Below are 14,985 nucleotides of genomic sequence, written 5' to 3'. Positions count from 1 at the left end.
CCCGGGTAGCTCAGGGGTAGAGCAGTGGATTGAAAATCCTCGTGTCGGTGGTTCAAATCCGCCCCTGGGCACCATTTTTAAAAGTAAAATCAATAACTTAGCCATCGCACATTTTTACAAAATGTGTTGCACACTTATCGCACAGTTTTGTCATGTGTTGGTGGCTGAAAAACACTGTGTTGAACACAGTGTTTGGATTCGCTGTGTTGGCCACAGCAAGTGCAACACAGCTAACGAACACACTGTTTTGGAACAGGGTTTAGAACACAGTGTTGGCGTACAGAAGTGTGAAGGAAAAATTTCTCGCAGTAGCGCTGTCTGATGGCGCGAAGCGTGGAGACAAACGTAGTTATTTTCAGGACATCGGCCTCACCTTGAAAGTCCTAAAGATAAGCGAAAGCGATGCGTTCGCATCATCAGCTATTGTATATACGAAGATGACAAGCTTTCTGGATTGCCCATTCCAGAAGCACTTCAAAAAGAAATCATCGATTGGTCACTCTACTGGGACATAGTCTCGGACTGGGAAGATTTGTCGGACTTTTCAACCTCGGACTATGATGCTGATGGAATTAAATACGTAGCTGTAGATTGGGATGATCCCAACTTACCCCAGCAAGTCTTTGAGGAAGCCATTGATCGAATTGATTGGTGGGCTGTCGGTGAAGGTCTCTTAGATTTTGGGAAAGATGCGAAGGAATTTATTGACAATACACCGTTTCGGATTCGCGACTACTTAGAGAACGCGGCTGCTTTATGCCGAAGAAAAACTTTTGACCCATTGAGGTACATATTATTCCTTATTGTGCATCCTGTATCCTCCATTAGAAGGCTTTATAAATATGATTATTGGGTGAAAATTTCAAACAGGCAACTACATTCCTTTCAGCTTCATACCAAAATAAAACTTTAAGTATAACTAATATAAATTTGGGGAAGAGAAATGTTTAATATGATTGAAACAATAATCAAAAATATTCCAACGGGAGGCTGGATGCCTCTACTTATAGTTGCTGTGTATGCAAATGCGAGGTGGCACCAGCAAGGTCGTCGCGATGATTATAAGTGGGTAAAGGATAGTGACGCGCGAGAAATCGTTTATATATTGAGGGGAATATTTGTGGTCCTGGAAGCTATCCTGTTTTGCCTATTGGTTATTGCTTTTTATGCCGCATACATTTGAGGAAAATTGAAGGTGAGATATTATTTAAAAATACTGGCGTCCATTATTATGGTGCAATTAATTCCTGGTAGCGCCTTTTCACGTGAAATGATCTGCAAATATGACTACATTGTTTTTGAAGCAGTTCAGCATATTATTGAGCAAAACTCGGGAGACATTCTTATTAATCAGGTTCTGCAGCAAAGCACTAAGAGTGGAGAAGATTTTCCATATCTTGGCGACGGGTCATCTCGAAATTCATCTCTGCTCAAAATTTCTGATTACCTATTTATTGAACCTACTGGGGCTGACTATACTGGCTCGGTTGTTCTTGTAGATTTTGAAAAGGCTGAGATGCGAAGTGTCCAATTTTTGGAGCGTCACATGCGAAATATGTCAGATTATTTACCAGTAAATGCTTGGAGTTGTGTAAGAATAGACTGACGTAGAAGTGCATTGAATTTTTTACCTCTCAGTTCTGTCTGACGTCAGCCCTTGTGGGACAGATTTGAGATTGCAAGCCTGATCCCATCGTTAACTGTCTTGTATGGGAGTTTGTCCGGTTTCATAGCCCCGAACCTTTCCCAGAAACTAAGCAGATCGTCATGTGTTCCCGAAAGCTCATAGGGGCCGTATCGGTCGACTATTTCCTCGAGCCGTGCCGCCAAACCATCGCAGCCTGTCAAAAGCGGAAAGGGCAGCTCAAACTTAATCTTTTCAATCTGCTCTTCGCTTGTCTTCCCAGAAGCTTTCAGTACCAGCAACATGACCAAAGCAGCGGGATGCCAAAACTCAAATCCAGAATACTGTCCCGAACCACCCAGACATCTGAAGTAGTCATCTGCCGTTGCGTAACTTCTGAACAGAAGTCTGGATACATCTCGCTTAGTCAAAGCATTTTCCTTTTTTCTGTAATTTTTTAACCCTACCGTAGCTGAGGCGTAAATAGCCGGGCACCATTGCATTAAGCGCCAAACGGGCGACCACCTATTCCGTAGGCGCCTTTGGGGCTGACAGCGTTTGGGTTGTAGCTGCTTTCGGCCTCGATCAGGGCCTGGAAGAGGACATGCCAATCAGTGGCTGACAGCCCAACAAGAGCCAGGCTACGATTTGCGGCGTGCCGCTGTGATGTCGCACGAATAGCTGCGAGAACTGCTTGATTTGTCTCGGGAATGGCGGTTTCGGCCCGGGAGACAGCAGATTCCGTTGTGGTTCGATTGTGATAGGTCCAGTCGGATGTTCTGACGCTGCCGTCAGTCCCGATCACCATCAGATCCGCCATCGCCGCCCTCGGCGTTGCGGATATCGAGATCAATGCTGACAGGGTGGCCATCGCCAAAATTGACGTGGTGATTGACGAGCCCCGGCCAAAGCGCGAACTCGCGCACTTTGGGGCCGTGCTTCTGCACCTTTGCCGCGACCAGGATGAGCTCCTCATCCCCGACCGTGTAGATGCAGTGGTAGAGCGGCTTGCCGTCACCTGTGCCTCTCACGAGCTCGTACCGACATGTGAACTCAACGCCTCTGGCGATCAGATCCTTCACTCCATCGAGCGTGATCAGGCTTAGGTGTCTTGCTATCGGCATGGTCTCTCCCTCTGAGAGACCTTCATACATCATGCAAATGACACGAAAACCGCAGATAGAGTCAATATATATAAAACGTACGAAATAGAAAAAAGGTAGATTCCCGCCAAAAACATGCTAAGTAGATGATAGATTGCAATAATCATTGGAGAAACTAATGCGACGGTTGATGGTGAGCGTAGTTATTGCGCTTGGTTTTGGTGCGTTTGGCACAAAACCTGCGCGTGCTTACGACATGGATTGTGCAATCATGCTGTGTATGGCAGGTGGCTTTCCGTCGAGCGCCGTCTGCGCCGCTGCATATGCGGAGATGATTCGACGTATCACGCCTTGGCCAGTCAGGCCACCCTTCGGGATCTGCACGTTCGCGGCCGTGCCGGTCGAACTCGGCGGGCCAGGAGGACAAGGGGAACTGGACATTTCCATCCCGGAATACGCGTGGCTGCGAAAAACGCGGGTTCTTTGGTTCTATGGAAGGTCCTACGAGCCGCGAGATGATCCCCGTCAGTGGGATTGGTATGTACGATCCTGCGATCACGAGAACCGAAACTGCCGCTACCATGTGCGCGTCTACGGATCACACTCGCCCTGGCCAGAAAATTTTGTCAGCGAGAATGGCCAGTCGATATCCTTTCCGAGCAGCAGAGGTCGCTACAGTTTTTCTCACCGAGCTGTGATGGTCGAATACGGCGACTACGAAGGCGACATGGATCACTCGGAGTGGTTTCCGTACTAGGTGCGGTTGCCAGTTGACTTGGAATTGTCGAGTGGACGGACTTCGATTTCGCCATCGTTCACATCTTCAGGGTCGACAAACCACATCTTGTTGGTCTTTCCGGTATTCCAACGAAATTCCCGCCAGACCAGTTTCATGCCAGCCGAAGTCTTCAAGCAACCTTCGGCTATAGGTTGTGCGGTGCAGCGAGGAGGGGGCATCGGGTTAACTCCCGTTACAGATTTAACGAATTATCCGAGGGTTGGATTTGAAATTGGCGATTGCTTTGAGAAGGCAACCGCACAGAGGACAGTTGATCCGCTAGCCCTGCAATTGGCTTCGGAGGGTCGAAACTGATTTGGGGTCGCACGGTTAACATTTTGCGCAACTTTGTCTGACGTCATCGCCAATGGACCATTTTAGGGCGAATTGATAACTACCGCGACGAACGAAGGCTTGCGCAAAGACACAGCCCAATCACTGACACTCGGCAACATATAGGCGGCGGTATGGCTTCTGCAGCAGAATCCAAACCCACAAGCGCATAGAGAAATGATGTCAGGCCTTGGCGGCAAGACAGGGGGCGGCCTGGAATCGTTGACTGGGAAAATGAACTGCGTGGGTTCGATTTCAACGTCCTTTTCCATGGCACAAAACCGATTCATCTTATTTTCATGAAGTCTGTTTTCAGCGGTAGGGACATATTGTCCCCAAATGCCGTTTTCTGATATGGGGTTGCTTTATTCACAGATGCATTGACGACAAGACTTCCGCCTTGTGTGTTTCAAATTTAGTCAGCTCTTCCGGTATAGAGACGATACCAATGCCGGGCTCAAGATTACAACACCACCCATGATCCAAGATGCGTGTTTCGACCGAACCAAACGCGTCCCTAAGCGGATTGGGATTAGCGTCGACCTCAAGCTGTCCATCTCCGCCAACCGCTGCCAATAGATTGGCTGACGCTTGCAGTCCGATCCCGCCTCCCAAGAAATGCGGGCAATAGCGCAGGCCAGCAGCCTTCACATTCCGCCCGATACTCAAGCATCCCGTAATGCCGCCCCATTTGATAATATCTGGTTGCAAAATCCGCAAATGAGCCCTCTCGAGTGCTCTATCAAATTCGTCGAAACCAACCAGATTTTCCCCACCTGCCAAAGGATGGGGGCTGGCGCGTGACAAAGCGGCCCAAGCCATGGGATCAGCATCCGCACGGATCGGTTCTTCCAACCACTCTAGTGGAAGGCCACGAGTGGAAGAAATGAACGTGAATGCAGCCTCTTCTGTCCAGCCCTGGTTTGCGTCTGCCGCGATGGTATCGGCTGGGGTTAGGGTGTCAAAGGCCTGTTCCAGCAGAGCTATGTCGTCTTCCATATTGAAGCCCACTTTCACTTTAAAAGCAGAGAAGCCAATTTCACGGGACTTGGGGATAAGCTTTTCAGCGTCCTTGATATGCATTCCGCTCGCATAAGCGGGTACGACGTCGGAAGCATCAGAGTTTATGTAATGTCGAAGAGCCTGCCTCTTCCTGCGTGAGAAAAGGTCCCACAGCGCGATGTCGAGCCCGGCGATGACTTGCCGAAAAGGACCCCATTCTCCGCTTTGCAACGCAACGATGTCCGTCCGGGATGTCAGCAAATCAAACATTTGTTCAGGATGAGAAAAGGCTTGCCCAAAGACTAAAGGTGCAACATCTCGAACCAACAAATTGACCCGATGCTCTGCGGCTGCGGCGGGCCAGTTGGCAAAGATCTCTCCCCAGCCGAAACAGCCGTCCTGATCCTCAATGCGCACGAATGCTGCGGGCCGGTCTTTCATGATGCCAAAGGATGTTTGAACCGGGTTGGCGATGGGGCTGCGAAAGGCAAATCCCTGTATACGTTGTATGCGAAGGCGGTCGGTCATTCCAATAGGTCCACATCCAGTCGAATAAAGTCCCCGCGATAGATCACATCGGCTAAGTAGAAGATCTCCCCGCTTTCGTCGCACATTATCCTACGCACCTCTGCCATCGGCTCTCCGACCTTAAGGTCAAGCAAGCCTGCCGTTTCTAGATCACATTTGCTGACAATCAAGCTTTGCCGCGCTTTTTCAATACGCAGATCGGTATCATCAAATAACACTGGTAGGGCTAGCTCAGTCCGAAGCAACGCCTCGTGCCGGTCAAAGACTGCCTTGGAAATATAAAGTGTAATAACGCAATATCGCTGCCCATCACGCGAATGTATGCGTCTGAGCTTATGATATTTTGGTGCCGCCTTGCCGAATGTTACCCCATCAGGCAAGTCGGCTTCAGTGTCGTCAAGACTAACGAGATCGGGAACATCACCGCGATAAAGGTCAACAAGTTCAGCGAGGCTGGTCACCACGTTTAGCGGTCGGGTGGGTGGCTGGTGAGGCAATACCATCGTACCCCGACCGCGCCTAGGTTGGACCAGTCCTTCTGATTCAAGGATCTTGACGGCATCGCGGACCGTGATTCGCGCGACCTCGAATTCCTGCATCAGTTCGTCGATCGTGGGCAGAAACTCCCCTGTAACCCACTGACCACGAAGAATTCGCTGTCGCATGACATCTGTGACTTGCAAGTAGAGTGGAGTGCCATCCCGGCGGAGCTTTGGTTTTTTCATAACTGTGAGGTTAGCTGGTTTTCATGTAGCCAACCACCAAAAAGTGTTAAAGTTCTATTTTTAGAATTTTTGCATTGCCAAAAGGTAAAAAGTAAATTAGTCCTAAAAATAGGACTTTAGATATTGGGGGGTGAGGTGACGTGTCAGGGTACGACTACATCATCGTAGGTGCGGGCACAGCAGGGGCGACGTTAGCAGCGCGTTTGACTGAGGATCCCGCCTGCCGCGTTTTGGTCTTAGAGGGCGGCGGTTCGGATCGAAATTTTTGGCTGAAATTGCCGGTCGGCTACTACAAATCTATCTACAACTCGACCTTTTCTCATCTTTATCGCTCAGAGCCTGATGGCGGCATCAATGGGCGGCAAATGGATTGTCCTCGTGGGCGGGTTATCGGGGGGTCGAGCTCGATCAACGGACTGATCTACATCCGCGGCCAACATGAGGATTTTGAAGATTGGGAAGAGATGGGCGCCCGCGGATGGGGCTATGAAAACGTTCTGCCGCATTTTCGCAAATTGGAAACTTATTCAGGGCCGCCTTCACAATATCGAGGGGCGCATGGGCCGCTTCAGATCAGCGAATTGCGAAATAAAAACTCGGCATGTGACGCTTGGATCAGAGCGGCGCAAGAGATGGGGCTGCCCAGCAATCCGGATTTCAATGGGGCCTCTACCCATGGCATTGGATCCTATCAATTAACGCTTCGAGGGCGGTGGCGCGATAGCGCGGCGACTGCGTTTCTCAAGCCGGCGATGGGCCGCCCGAATCTGACGGTTAAGCTTCGCGCCGCCGTGACCGGCGTGACATTTGCAGGGCGGCGCGCGCAGGGCGTTACCTATCGTCAGGGTGGCCAGGAGCGCACAGCCCTTGCCGATTGCGAAGTGATCCTCTGCGGCGGCTCGGTTCAAACCCCACAGATCTTGCAGCTGTCAGGTATCGGACCGGCCGCACTGTTGGGTCAGCATGGGATCACGGTGCGGCATGATGCGCCGGAGGTCGGTGAGAACCTGCAAGACCACATTCAGATGCGCACCATCGTAGAGCTGAAAGATCGCGGGCTTTCGCTGAATGACCATATGCGCAACCCTTTCAGCCTTGCCAAGATGGGGCTCGACTGGCTTGTTGGTGGATCAGGGCCTCTTTCCGTCGGTGCTGGGCAGGTTGGCGGGGCCGCCTGCACCAAATATGCGGCAGGTGGGCGCCCTGATCTTCAGTTGTTCGTCATGCCGCTGTCGGTAGATAAACCGGGAAAGCCGTTGCACCCCTATTCCGGCTTCACGACGTCGTTCTGGCAATGCCACCCCGAAAGTCGCGGCAGCATTCGGATTTCTTCTGCTGATCCGTCCCGTGATCCAACCATCCGCATGAACTATTTCGAGGCGCAGCGAGATCGCGACGTGACGCTTGAGGGGTTGAAAATGGTGCGTGACATCTATCAGCAACCCGCGTTTCGCAAAATGTGGAGCCGTGAGGTCATTCCAGGTGGCGAACTTTGCTCTGATGACGACATGATGAATTCAATTCGCGCGAATGCTACGACCGTTTATCACCTTGTCGGCACTTGCCGGATGGGAAGCGATGAAACCGCTGTAGTTGACCCAACTTTGCGCGTTCAAGGCGTAGAGGGACTCCGCGTTGTGGATGCCTCAATCATGCCGAAGATTACATCGGCAAATACCAATGCCCCCACTTACATGATCGCGGAAAAGGCCGCTGCAATGATCCGCGGCGACCAATAGTTATGCAACCAACCAGGAGGAGAAACGACATGAAAACTTGGACAAAAGCCGCTTGGCTCGCCGGAGCGCTTGCCATTGGGCCGGTGCTTGCATCGGCGCAGGAAACCAATCCAATGGATTGGCGGTCGGTACCAGAGATGGACGATCAGATCACCATGAAAATCGGCCATTCGGTCAATATGGAATGGTCATCGCATACCGCGACTCTGAAACGCTTTGCCGAACTGGTGGCAATTTACACGCATAATGAAATCCGCCCCGAAATCTTCCCTGGCGCCCAGCTTGGCGGAGAGCGCGAGATGGTCCAGCAGGCTCGGCAGGGCGCATTGCAAGTCACTTTGCCCGCCACCAACAACATCGCGGCACTTGCTCCGTCGCTAAACGTATTCATCCTGCCCTATCTAGCCACGTCCACCGAACAGGTGAACTACCTTCAGGATGAGCTCACCCCTTACCTTGTTCCGCGTGTCATAGAAGAGGCGGGCGTGCGCATTGTAGGTTGGGAAAACTCAGGCTGGCGCTCATTTTTCTACAAATCTGATGAACCCATCGAAGAACCCGGTGATCTGGCAGCGCTGAAAATGCGAGTGCCGCCGAACCCGATCATGATTGCATCTTACGAAGCGTGGGGTGGCAACCCGACTCCAATCGCCTGGGCCGAGCTTTATTCGGCGTTGCAACAGGGCGTCGTGGAAGGTGGTGATAACCCGGTCACTGATGTGATGGGTATGAAGTTTGATGAGGTCATCAATCGGATGACAACATTCCACTATACCATCTTGACCCACCCGATCGTCGTGTCGGAGCGTTGGTTCCAGGGCCTGTCCGAAGAACATCAAGCCGCTGTATTGCGCGCTGGCAAAGAAGCCACGGACTACATTCGTTGGTGGCAGCCGCTGGACGAAGCAAACTGGTGGGAAATGGCGCGTGAAGCAGGCTTAGAGATTACAGCGATCGAAGATGAGTCTGAATGGCTTGAAAAAGCCCGCGCTATCTGGCCGGAATACTACGATGCGATCGGCCCCGATGGCGAAGAAGTCGTTAAGAAAGCTCTGGAAATCCTTGCCCAGTACCCGGGCGAATAATCCAACCAACGTTGCCCGCGGTCTCTGATTGCGGGCAAACACAGTCTTGGAGAAAGTGTGTATGGAAAACGTTTTGCGAAAATCTCTTTTGCTGCTGGCCTCGGCGTTGTTGGCATTTATGGTAGTCTCGCTCTTTTTGCAGGTGATTGCGCGAGAATTTAACTGGGCCGTCGATTGGACCGAGGAAACTGGCCGTTTCAGTTTCATCACAATGGTATTTATCGCCGCTGCCTACGGCACGATTACACGGTCGCACCTAAGTGTGTCAGTGTTTTCGGACTGGATATCGAGCAAGATCGGGAAACGGCCCATCGCCTTCTTCCACACCATCGTGGTGCTGGGTTTTGCTGCTGTCATGGTCGTTTTTTCCGCACTCAATTTCATCGACGGGCTTCGCTATCCCAACATCTCTCCTGCTCTTGAGTTCAATCAGAACATCCTTTTCGCCGCGATGTGCGCGGGCTTCGTGATGATCTTCCTTTTGCATCTGCGAGATCTCTTTACTCTTCTGCGCGGAGGATATTTCAATGAATGAAGTTATCCTGGTTCTCACGATTCTCTTTCCCCTCCTGCTGGTTTTGGGGCTCCCGATCTATGTCAGTCTCGGCATCACGGGCCTGACGATCAGCTATCTGACCGATGCGCCGCTCGTGTTTGCAACACAAAACGTGTTGAACGGGCTGGATCAGTTTCCGCTTCTCGCCATCCCTGCCTTTATTCTGGCGGGCAACATCATGGAAAAGGGAGGCATTACCGAAGACATCATCGGCATTTTCCGGCACGCTTTCGGTCACATAGCAGGCAGTCTTGGCCTTGTGACAATCTTTTCCTGCATGTTCTTTGCCGCGATTTCCGGGTCCGGTCCCGGCACGGTCGCCGCAATTGGGGCTATCATGATCCCGGCAATGATCAAATATGGCTACCCCCCCGCATATGCCGCTTCGGTTTCGGCAACCGGTGGTACATTGGGGGTAATGATTCCCCCCAGTAATCCACTGATCATTTACGGGATTATCGCTAACGTCTCTATTGCCGACCTTTTTGCTGCTGGCATGGTTCCGGGGCTCCTCACCGCATTTCTTCTGGCTGGTGTTGCCTACTTTATCGCACGACGCGCGGGCGCGGTAATGACCGTCGATGCCGATGCGCCGCGCCAGAGCATCTGGAACCTAATTTGGAAGGCCAAATTTGCGTTGTTCCTGCCTGTCATGATCCTTGGAGGCATCTATTCGGGGATTTTCACCCCGGTCGAGGCTTCGGTATGTGCCGTTGTCTATGCCCTTGTCGTAAGTCTGGTTGTCTATCGGCAACTCACCCTTGCCAGCCTGCTGGTCGCCTTCGACGGAGCGGTCAAACTGGGTGGTGCGCTGATGATCATCGTTGCCTGTTCGACGCTTTTCGCGACTGTGATTACGCTTGAGCAAATTCCGCAGGATGTGGTCAAAACCTTCAGTGGAATCACCGATAGCGCGATCATCATTCTTCTGATCATCTGTGCCCTGTTGATCATCATTGGCACGTTCATGGAAACGATCAGTGCGATCATCATTCTGGCTCCAATCCTCGTGCCGCTGGTCAAAAGCTACGGCGTCGATCCGGTGCACTTTGGCATTATCCTGATTGTGACGATCGAGATCGCCTTCCTGACACCACCGCTTGGGGTCAACCTGTTTGTCGCCAGCCAAATCGCGAACATTAAATTCGAAAAAGTGGCAGTTGCAATCCTGCCGTTCGTCTTCACCCTGATGATCGCAATGCTCATCGTGATTTTCATCCCGCAACTCAGCCTCTGGCTGCCCGAAACCCTACGAAGCTTGAGGTAACACAATGTCCATAGAAGTCCGCAATCCGGCTAAGTCCATAGAAGTCCGCAATCCGGCTAACCCAAGCGAGATCGTTGGCGTATTTGAGACGAAAGCGCCGGATGAAGTGCCAGCGATGATCGCATCCGCCCACAAAGCACAGCGAGAATGGGCGAAGGCTACCCAACAGGAACGTGGTCGGTTGGTCGATGCTTTTCTGGACGCGTTAGAGGCGCGCGCCGATGACATCGCGACGTCAATCACTCGTGAAATGGGGAAAATCATCGCGGAATCCCACGGTGAGGTCGCCAAGGCCCTTGGCGAAGGGCGCGCCACGACACGGCGCGCATCTTCGCCGATCGGCGAAGTCTTGCCGTCCCAAAAACCCGGTACCGTGATCTATTCGACCCGCCGCCCACGCGGGGTGATCGTTGGGATTACCCCGTGGAACTTTCCCTTCAGCACGCCCATACGAAAGACGATCCCGGCGCTCCTCTATGGCAATGCCATGGTCCTGAAGCCGTCGGTCAGCACTCCGGGTGCAGCTTTCATCATGCAGGAAGTTGCTGACGCAATTTTGCCAAAGGGTTTGTTCCAAATAGCCTATGGGTCGGGCGCGCTCGGGGCTGCTCTGACTTCGGCCGAAGGGGTCAATGCGATCAGCTTCACCGGATCAGTAGCAATTGGCCGGATCGTAGCACAAGCAGCGGCGGCAAACCTTGCCGAGATTAGTCTTGAGTTGGGCGGAAAGAACCCTGTCATTCTGAACGATGCCAGCGATTTGGAAGTCGCTCTGAACCAAATCTATGCAGCAGCCTTTTCGGTCTGCGGGCAGCGTTGTACCGCCATCAGCCGCGTGATCGTGCGCCGCGAACTTGAAGCACAGGTTGTCGATGGGCTGGCACAGCGGGCAAAGGCTGCCAAGATTGGCGACGGGCTTGACACCACATCTACGATCGGGCCTTTGATGGGGGAAAAGGCTCGCGCTGATGTAGCGGGCTTTGTGAGCCGCGCCGTTGCCGACGGGGCAGTCGTTGCCGCCGGGGGAGAGATGATTGACCAGGACGGCGGCTATTTTTATGCCCCTACGGTCCTATGCAACGTCACACCGGACATGGAAGTGGCCCGCGACGAAGTCTTCGGTCCGGTGCTTGCGGTCATTCCCTATGACACGCCGGATGAGGCGCTGGCCATTTGCAACGATGTTGAATTTGGCCTCTCCGCCTGTCTCTATTCAGAGCAGACACCGCTCGTTGAACGGTTTGTTTCTGAAGCCGAAAGCGGGATGCTCCACGTCAACTGTGGCAGCTTTCCTGAAGACCACGCGCCATTCGTGGGCGTCAAAAACTCTTCGCTCGGGGTTGGTGGTTCGAATGGCCCGTCGACGCTGCATTTCTATACGCAGGAACATACGGTCTTCCGCAAGGGGCAGGCATGACCAAGGCAATACCGTCGGTTGATCCCAAGACGCGCTTGTCCGTAACGGCGCATGCGCAGGACAATGTGGCCACATTGTTGGACGGCAAGGTGGACTGTGCCACGATCTCCGGGGGGCTGACCATCGCAAAAGGTGTGCCCTTCGGACATAAGGTGGCGTTGCGCAGCATTTCTCTGGGTGAAGCTATCGTGAAATATGGGGTGGTGATCGGTCACGCCTATGAGGCCATTGGTGCGGGGGAACACGTGCATGTCCACAATATCAGATGAACCAGTTGGCGCCGGCTGGCGGCGCTCTGATGGCCGGATCGGGCTACGAAATCATGTGATTGCCTTTTCAACGGTCGCTTTGACCGACAGGATCACCGGTCTTGTCTCCGCCCGAGTCCCGGGCACCCTGCCCATCTGCCCGTCTTTCCAACGAGGTCTGCGCGGGCCGGATGCTCAGCTTCAGGCAGACATGATACGCGCTGTGATTGCGCATCCCAACGTGGGGGCCGCCCTGGTCGTCACACATGACCGCGCGGCTGCCGCTGACCTGAAAGCTGCCAGCAAACGCCTAGGCAAACCAATAACCGTCGTTTCGATGATGGCGCATCGAGGAGTGCAAGCGGCACTTGACGCCATGGTATCCGATTTGCAATCGCTCGTGGCAAAGGTTTCCGACAACCCGAAAACCGCTATGAATCTGTCCGATCTGACAGTCGCGCTGGAATGCGGGGGCTCCGACCCAACATCGGCGCTTTGTGCAAACCCGGCGATTGGTCGTTTTGTGGATCGCCTGATTTCTGCCGGGGGCACAGCGATCGTGTCCGAGACTGCAGAGTTTTTGGGTGGTGAGCAAGTTGTCCGTTCACAATGTCAAACGCCAGAGGTTGCAGCAGATATATTAGCGTATTTGCAGGCCGAAGAAGAGATGATGGTAGCCGACGGTATCGATTATCGCGGTGTGAACCCGACGCAGGAAAATATCGAGGCAGGGCTGAGCACCCTGACAGAAAAGACGATGGGTGCGATCTGCAAAATTGGCAAGTCGAAGTTTGCAGGAACTTTGGGATTTGGTGAACAACCAGATGGTCGAGGATTGTTCTTTATGCACACTCCGTTTTTCAGCCCGACATCGCTGACAGGTATGGTTCTGGGCGGCGCACAAATCAACCTTTTCGCCGTAGGCGTCTACAATCCGTCCGGCCTTCCCCTCGCGCCAACCATAAAAATCTGCGGTAATCCAATAACCTGTGCGGAGTGGTCGGACTCAATTGATATGGATGTGTCGGGAGCAATTTCTGGACACTCCACATGCGATGATCCTGCCGAACGCATATTCGACCTGATCGGCCAGATTTCTGATGGAAAAGTGACTTGCGCGGAAAGATGGCAGGAGGGTCAAGTCATCGTTCCGATGTCGCGTTTGCCTCTTTAGATCATTTGATGAGGTTGTACCGCGAGATTCATCAAAAGTCTGAAAGTCCGCCTGCTAAACGAGATTACCCTGCGGCTTCAGCAAATTGGCGAAATCCAAAGGTCAATGGCGTTTCGAAATGCCGTTTTCGGATCATGTTCACGGCCTCGATCACGTCCATCGTCGTAGACACTGATGCGCCGGAACCATCTAAGGATTGTATGCGGAAGACGACTTCAGCGCACTACGGAATTTGAAGACTATCCAATCATTCAGTTCAGGCAAAAAATGGGATTTGCGAAAAAAGTTTTCAACCGAGTTTTTTACTTTGGTTGCGGAAAATGCTGGAGCAGGGTGCGCCATCTATTGGAATGCTCCAATCAACCGTTCCTTTCGCGAGCAACGCGAGGCGCATCTGAACTGCTGATTAAGTAAATGAACACGGTTTAACACTCTCGATACAGGCGACTTATGACCGAAACTAAACTACACACACATAGTGATTTGACGGCGGCTGAAATCGGCGCTCTCGCACATTTGTATCGAGGTGAGGTCTATCGCAGTACAATTTGGCGAACCAGACTGGACACCACGACCAATTGGTCCGTTGTCTCGCTAGGCGTCGCCTTATCAATCTCCTTCGCTTCGCCAGAAGCCTCACCGCTTCCGTTGTTAATTATTGGTATTCTGATTTGGTTGTTTATGATTCTCGAAGCGCGGAGGTATCGCTACTTCAATGTTTGGCGCGCCCGGGCACGATGGATGGAAAGATATTTTTATGCTCCCATGCTTCACCATGAGGACTATCAGAATAATTGCAAATGGCAGAACATTTTGGCAAATGACTACCTAAAACCAGAATATCATGTCAGCTACGTTACGGCCATGGGCCGGAGGGTTCGTCGTAACTATTTGTGGATTCTGATTATTCAAACCATTGCCTATTTAGGCAAATTGATAATCCACCCAACCTCTGCTTCTTCGGTCGAAATACTTGTCGCAAGAGCCGGCGTGGGCCCAATTCCAGGAGAACTAATTTTGTTAGGAGGTCTGCTGTACGTATCTAGCTTTGTCATGTTGACTCATTATGTAAGCCGTAAGGACGCGTTGAATGCAAAGCTCAGGAGTGCAGGCGACGCGTTAGGGTGAAAGAGTGTGATAACACTCAAAAGTCGCAAGTCAGAATAGCGCGCACCCCGCCAACAGAGCCTGTTGCAACCAAGTAGAAATGTCACCGGGTTCGCAAAGCAGAAACGTCACCAAGAGGCGTGACGTAAGCAAGGCTTAGCAGCCCGTAGACCCCAAATATCGGAGGGCTGAAAAGCCTTGCGGGGCTCAGGTCATAAACCGTGAGCCTCCCCCACTGAACCGGTCCACCGCTATGTTTAGGAAACGGAGGACCATGAATGGCAAACAAACGACCAAAG

General features: G+C 52.3%; 17 protein-coding genes and 1 pseudogene. 13 read left to right on the top strand and 5 right to left on the bottom strand.

The window, feature by feature from the left end; all coding sequences use genetic code 11:
- Positions 1-454 precede the first annotated feature (454 nt).
- Genes AC1QQ2_RS13180 through AC1QQ2_RS13170 form a run of 3 tightly spaced genes read left to right on the top strand, consistent with a single transcriptional unit; the run spans position 455 to position 1,606 of the window.
- Positions 455-913: a hypothetical protein gene (locus AC1QQ2_RS13180; protein ID WP_479713481.1), complete on the top strand. Its 459-nt coding sequence runs from the start codon at positions 455-457 to the stop codon at positions 911-913.
- 30 nt (positions 914-943) lie between these two features.
- Complete coding sequence (locus AC1QQ2_RS13175) at positions 944-1,183, top strand: hypothetical protein (protein ID WP_479713480.1); 240 nt, start codon at positions 944-946, stop codon at positions 1,181-1,183.
- Positions 1,184-1,195: 12 nt separating this feature from the next.
- On the top strand, positions 1,196-1,606 hold the full coding sequence (locus tag AC1QQ2_RS13170) for a hypothetical protein (protein ID WP_479713479.1): 411 nt from the start codon (positions 1,196-1,198) through the stop codon (positions 1,604-1,606).
- A 44-nt stretch (positions 1,607-1,650) separates the two neighbouring features.
- On the opposite strand, the gene AC1QQ2_RS13165 is transcribed toward AC1QQ2_RS13170, so the two are convergent.
- From AC1QQ2_RS13165 to AC1QQ2_RS13155, 3 genes are all read right to left on the bottom strand, one after another.
- A complete protein-coding gene (locus tag AC1QQ2_RS13165) occupies positions 1,651-1,929 on the bottom strand; it encodes a hypothetical protein (RefSeq protein ID WP_479713478.1) in 279 nt (92 codons plus the stop codon).
- A 197-nt stretch (positions 1,930-2,126) separates the two neighbouring features.
- Positions 2,127-2,432 (bottom strand): lytic transglycosylase domain-containing protein, encoded by a 306-nt coding sequence (locus tag AC1QQ2_RS13160; RefSeq protein ID WP_479713483.1) that lies wholly within the window; start codon positions 2,430-2,432, stop codon positions 2,127-2,129.
- Positions 2,416-2,748, bottom strand: coding sequence for a hypothetical protein (locus AC1QQ2_RS13155; protein ID WP_479713477.1), 333 nt, complete (start codon positions 2,746-2,748; stop codon positions 2,416-2,418). Before AC1QQ2_RS13155 ends, AC1QQ2_RS13160 begins: the two co-directional genes overlap by 17 nt.
- A 157-nt stretch (positions 2,749-2,905) precedes the next feature.
- On the opposite strand from AC1QQ2_RS13155, the gene AC1QQ2_RS13150 reads away from it, so the two are divergent.
- On the top strand, positions 2,906-3,484 hold the full coding sequence (locus AC1QQ2_RS13150) for a hypothetical protein (RefSeq protein WP_479713476.1): 579 nt from the start codon (positions 2,906-2,908) through the stop codon (positions 3,482-3,484).
- A gap of 723 nt (positions 3,485-4,207) precedes the next feature.
- On the opposite strand, the gene AC1QQ2_RS13145 is transcribed toward AC1QQ2_RS13150, so the two are convergent.
- Positions 4,208-5,368, bottom strand: coding sequence for a mandelate racemase/muconate lactonizing enzyme family protein (locus tag AC1QQ2_RS13145; protein ID WP_479713475.1), 1,161 nt, complete (start codon positions 5,366-5,368; stop codon positions 4,208-4,210).
- Positions 5,365-6,093 carry a GntR family transcriptional regulator gene (locus AC1QQ2_RS13140; protein WP_479713474.1) on the bottom strand — a complete coding sequence of 243 codons (729 nt, stop codon included), beginning with the start codon at positions 6,091-6,093 and terminating at the stop codon, positions 5,365-5,367. Before AC1QQ2_RS13140 ends, AC1QQ2_RS13145 begins: the two co-directional genes overlap by 4 nt.
- A gap of 140 nt (positions 6,094-6,233) precedes the next feature.
- Between AC1QQ2_RS13140 and AC1QQ2_RS13135 the strand changes: the two genes are divergently transcribed.
- The 9 genes and pseudogenes from AC1QQ2_RS13135 (at position 6,234) to AC1QQ2_RS13095 (ending at position 14,707) form a co-directional block, all read left to right on the top strand.
- Positions 6,234-7,832: a GMC family oxidoreductase gene (locus tag AC1QQ2_RS13135; protein WP_479713473.1), complete on the top strand. Its 1,599-nt coding sequence runs from the start codon at positions 6,234-6,236 to the stop codon at positions 7,830-7,832.
- A gap of 29 nt (positions 7,833-7,861) precedes the next feature.
- Positions 7,862-8,917 carry a TRAP transporter substrate-binding protein gene (locus AC1QQ2_RS13130; protein WP_479713472.1) on the top strand — a complete coding sequence of 352 codons (1,056 nt, stop codon included), beginning with the start codon at positions 7,862-7,864 and terminating at the stop codon, positions 8,915-8,917.
- Between the two features lie 61 nt (positions 8,918-8,978).
- Complete coding sequence (locus AC1QQ2_RS13125) at positions 8,979-9,452, top strand: TRAP transporter small permease (RefSeq protein ID WP_479713471.1); 474 nt, start codon at positions 8,979-8,981, stop codon at positions 9,450-9,452.
- Complete coding sequence (locus tag AC1QQ2_RS13120; RefSeq protein ID WP_479713470.1) at positions 9,445-10,740, top strand: TRAP transporter large permease; 1,296 nt, start codon at positions 9,445-9,447, stop codon at positions 10,738-10,740. The genes AC1QQ2_RS13125 and AC1QQ2_RS13120 overlap by 8 nt, the downstream gene beginning before the upstream one ends.
- A gap of 4 nt (positions 10,741-10,744) precedes the next feature.
- Positions 10,745-12,157, top strand: a complete 1,413-nt coding sequence (locus AC1QQ2_RS13115) for an aldehyde dehydrogenase family protein (RefSeq protein WP_479713469.1) — start codon at positions 10,745-10,747, stop codon at positions 12,155-12,157.
- A complete protein-coding gene (locus AC1QQ2_RS13110) occupies positions 12,154-12,426 on the top strand; it encodes a UxaA family hydrolase (protein ID WP_479713468.1) in 273 nt (90 codons plus the stop codon). Before AC1QQ2_RS13115 ends, AC1QQ2_RS13110 begins: the two co-directional genes overlap by 4 nt.
- Positions 12,377-12,805, top strand: a pseudogene (locus tag AC1QQ2_RS13105) (UxaA family hydrolase); the annotation flags it as partial. The gene AC1QQ2_RS13110 and the pseudogene AC1QQ2_RS13105, both read left to right, overlap by 50 nt.
- A gap of 33 nt (positions 12,806-12,838) precedes the next feature.
- Positions 12,839-13,579: a hypothetical protein gene (locus AC1QQ2_RS13100; RefSeq protein WP_479713482.1), complete on the top strand. Its 741-nt coding sequence runs from the start codon at positions 12,839-12,841 to the stop codon at positions 13,577-13,579.
- Positions 13,580-14,029: 450 nt separating this feature from the next.
- A complete protein-coding gene (locus tag AC1QQ2_RS13095) occupies positions 14,030-14,707 on the top strand; it encodes a DUF2270 domain-containing protein (RefSeq protein WP_479713467.1) in 678 nt (225 codons plus the stop codon).
- Positions 14,708-14,985 lie beyond the last annotated feature (278 nt).

Source organism: Aestuarium sp. (assembly GCF_023253315.1).
Classification (GTDB): Bacteria; Pseudomonadota; Alphaproteobacteria; order Rhodobacterales; family Rhodobacteraceae; genus Marivivens; species Marivivens donghaensis.
This window is presented reverse-complemented; position numbering and strand designations above follow the sequence as displayed.

Bases quoted from the DNA above. Each gene is read 5' to 3' on its own strand.
- AC1QQ2_RS13175 (WP_479713480.1), top strand. From the start codon at position 944: ATGTTTAATATGATTGAAACAATAATCAAAAATATTCCAACGGGAGGC.
- AC1QQ2_RS13165 (WP_479713478.1), bottom strand. From the start codon at position 1,929: ATGTTGCTGGTACTGAAAGCTTCTGGGAAGACAAGCGAAGAGCAGATT.
- AC1QQ2_RS13160 (WP_479713483.1), bottom strand. From the start codon at position 2,432: ATGGTGATCGGGACTGACGGCAGCGTCAGAACATCCGACTGGACCTAT.
- AC1QQ2_RS13155 (WP_479713477.1), bottom strand. From the start codon at position 2,748: ATGCCGATAGCAAGACACCTAAGCCTGATCACGCTCGATGGAGTGAAG.
- AC1QQ2_RS13150 (WP_479713476.1), top strand. From the start codon at position 2,906: ATGCGACGGTTGATGGTGAGCGTAGTTATTGCGCTTGGTTTTGGTGCG.
- AC1QQ2_RS13145 (WP_479713475.1), bottom strand. From the start codon at position 5,368: ATGACCGACCGCCTTCGCATACAACGTATACAGGGATTTGCCTTTCGC.
- AC1QQ2_RS13140 (WP_479713474.1), bottom strand. From the start codon at position 6,093: ATGAAAAAACCAAAGCTCCGCCGGGATGGCACTCCACTCTACTTGCAA.
- AC1QQ2_RS13130 (WP_479713472.1), top strand. From the start codon at position 7,862: ATGAAAACTTGGACAAAAGCCGCTTGGCTCGCCGGAGCGCTTGCCATT.
- AC1QQ2_RS13125 (WP_479713471.1), top strand. From the start codon at position 8,979: ATGGAAAACGTTTTGCGAAAATCTCTTTTGCTGCTGGCCTCGGCGTTG.
- AC1QQ2_RS13120 (WP_479713470.1), top strand. From the start codon at position 9,445: ATGAATGAAGTTATCCTGGTTCTCACGATTCTCTTTCCCCTCCTGCTG.
- AC1QQ2_RS13115 (WP_479713469.1), top strand. From the start codon at position 10,745: ATGTCCATAGAAGTCCGCAATCCGGCTAAGTCCATAGAAGTCCGCAAT.
- AC1QQ2_RS13110 (WP_479713468.1), top strand. From the start codon at position 12,154: ATGACCAAGGCAATACCGTCGGTTGATCCCAAGACGCGCTTGTCCGTA.
- AC1QQ2_RS13100 (WP_479713482.1), top strand. From the start codon at position 12,839: ATGAATCTGTCCGATCTGACAGTCGCGCTGGAATGCGGGGGCTCCGAC.
- AC1QQ2_RS13095 (WP_479713467.1), top strand. From the start codon at position 14,030: ATGACCGAAACTAAACTACACACACATAGTGATTTGACGGCGGCTGAA.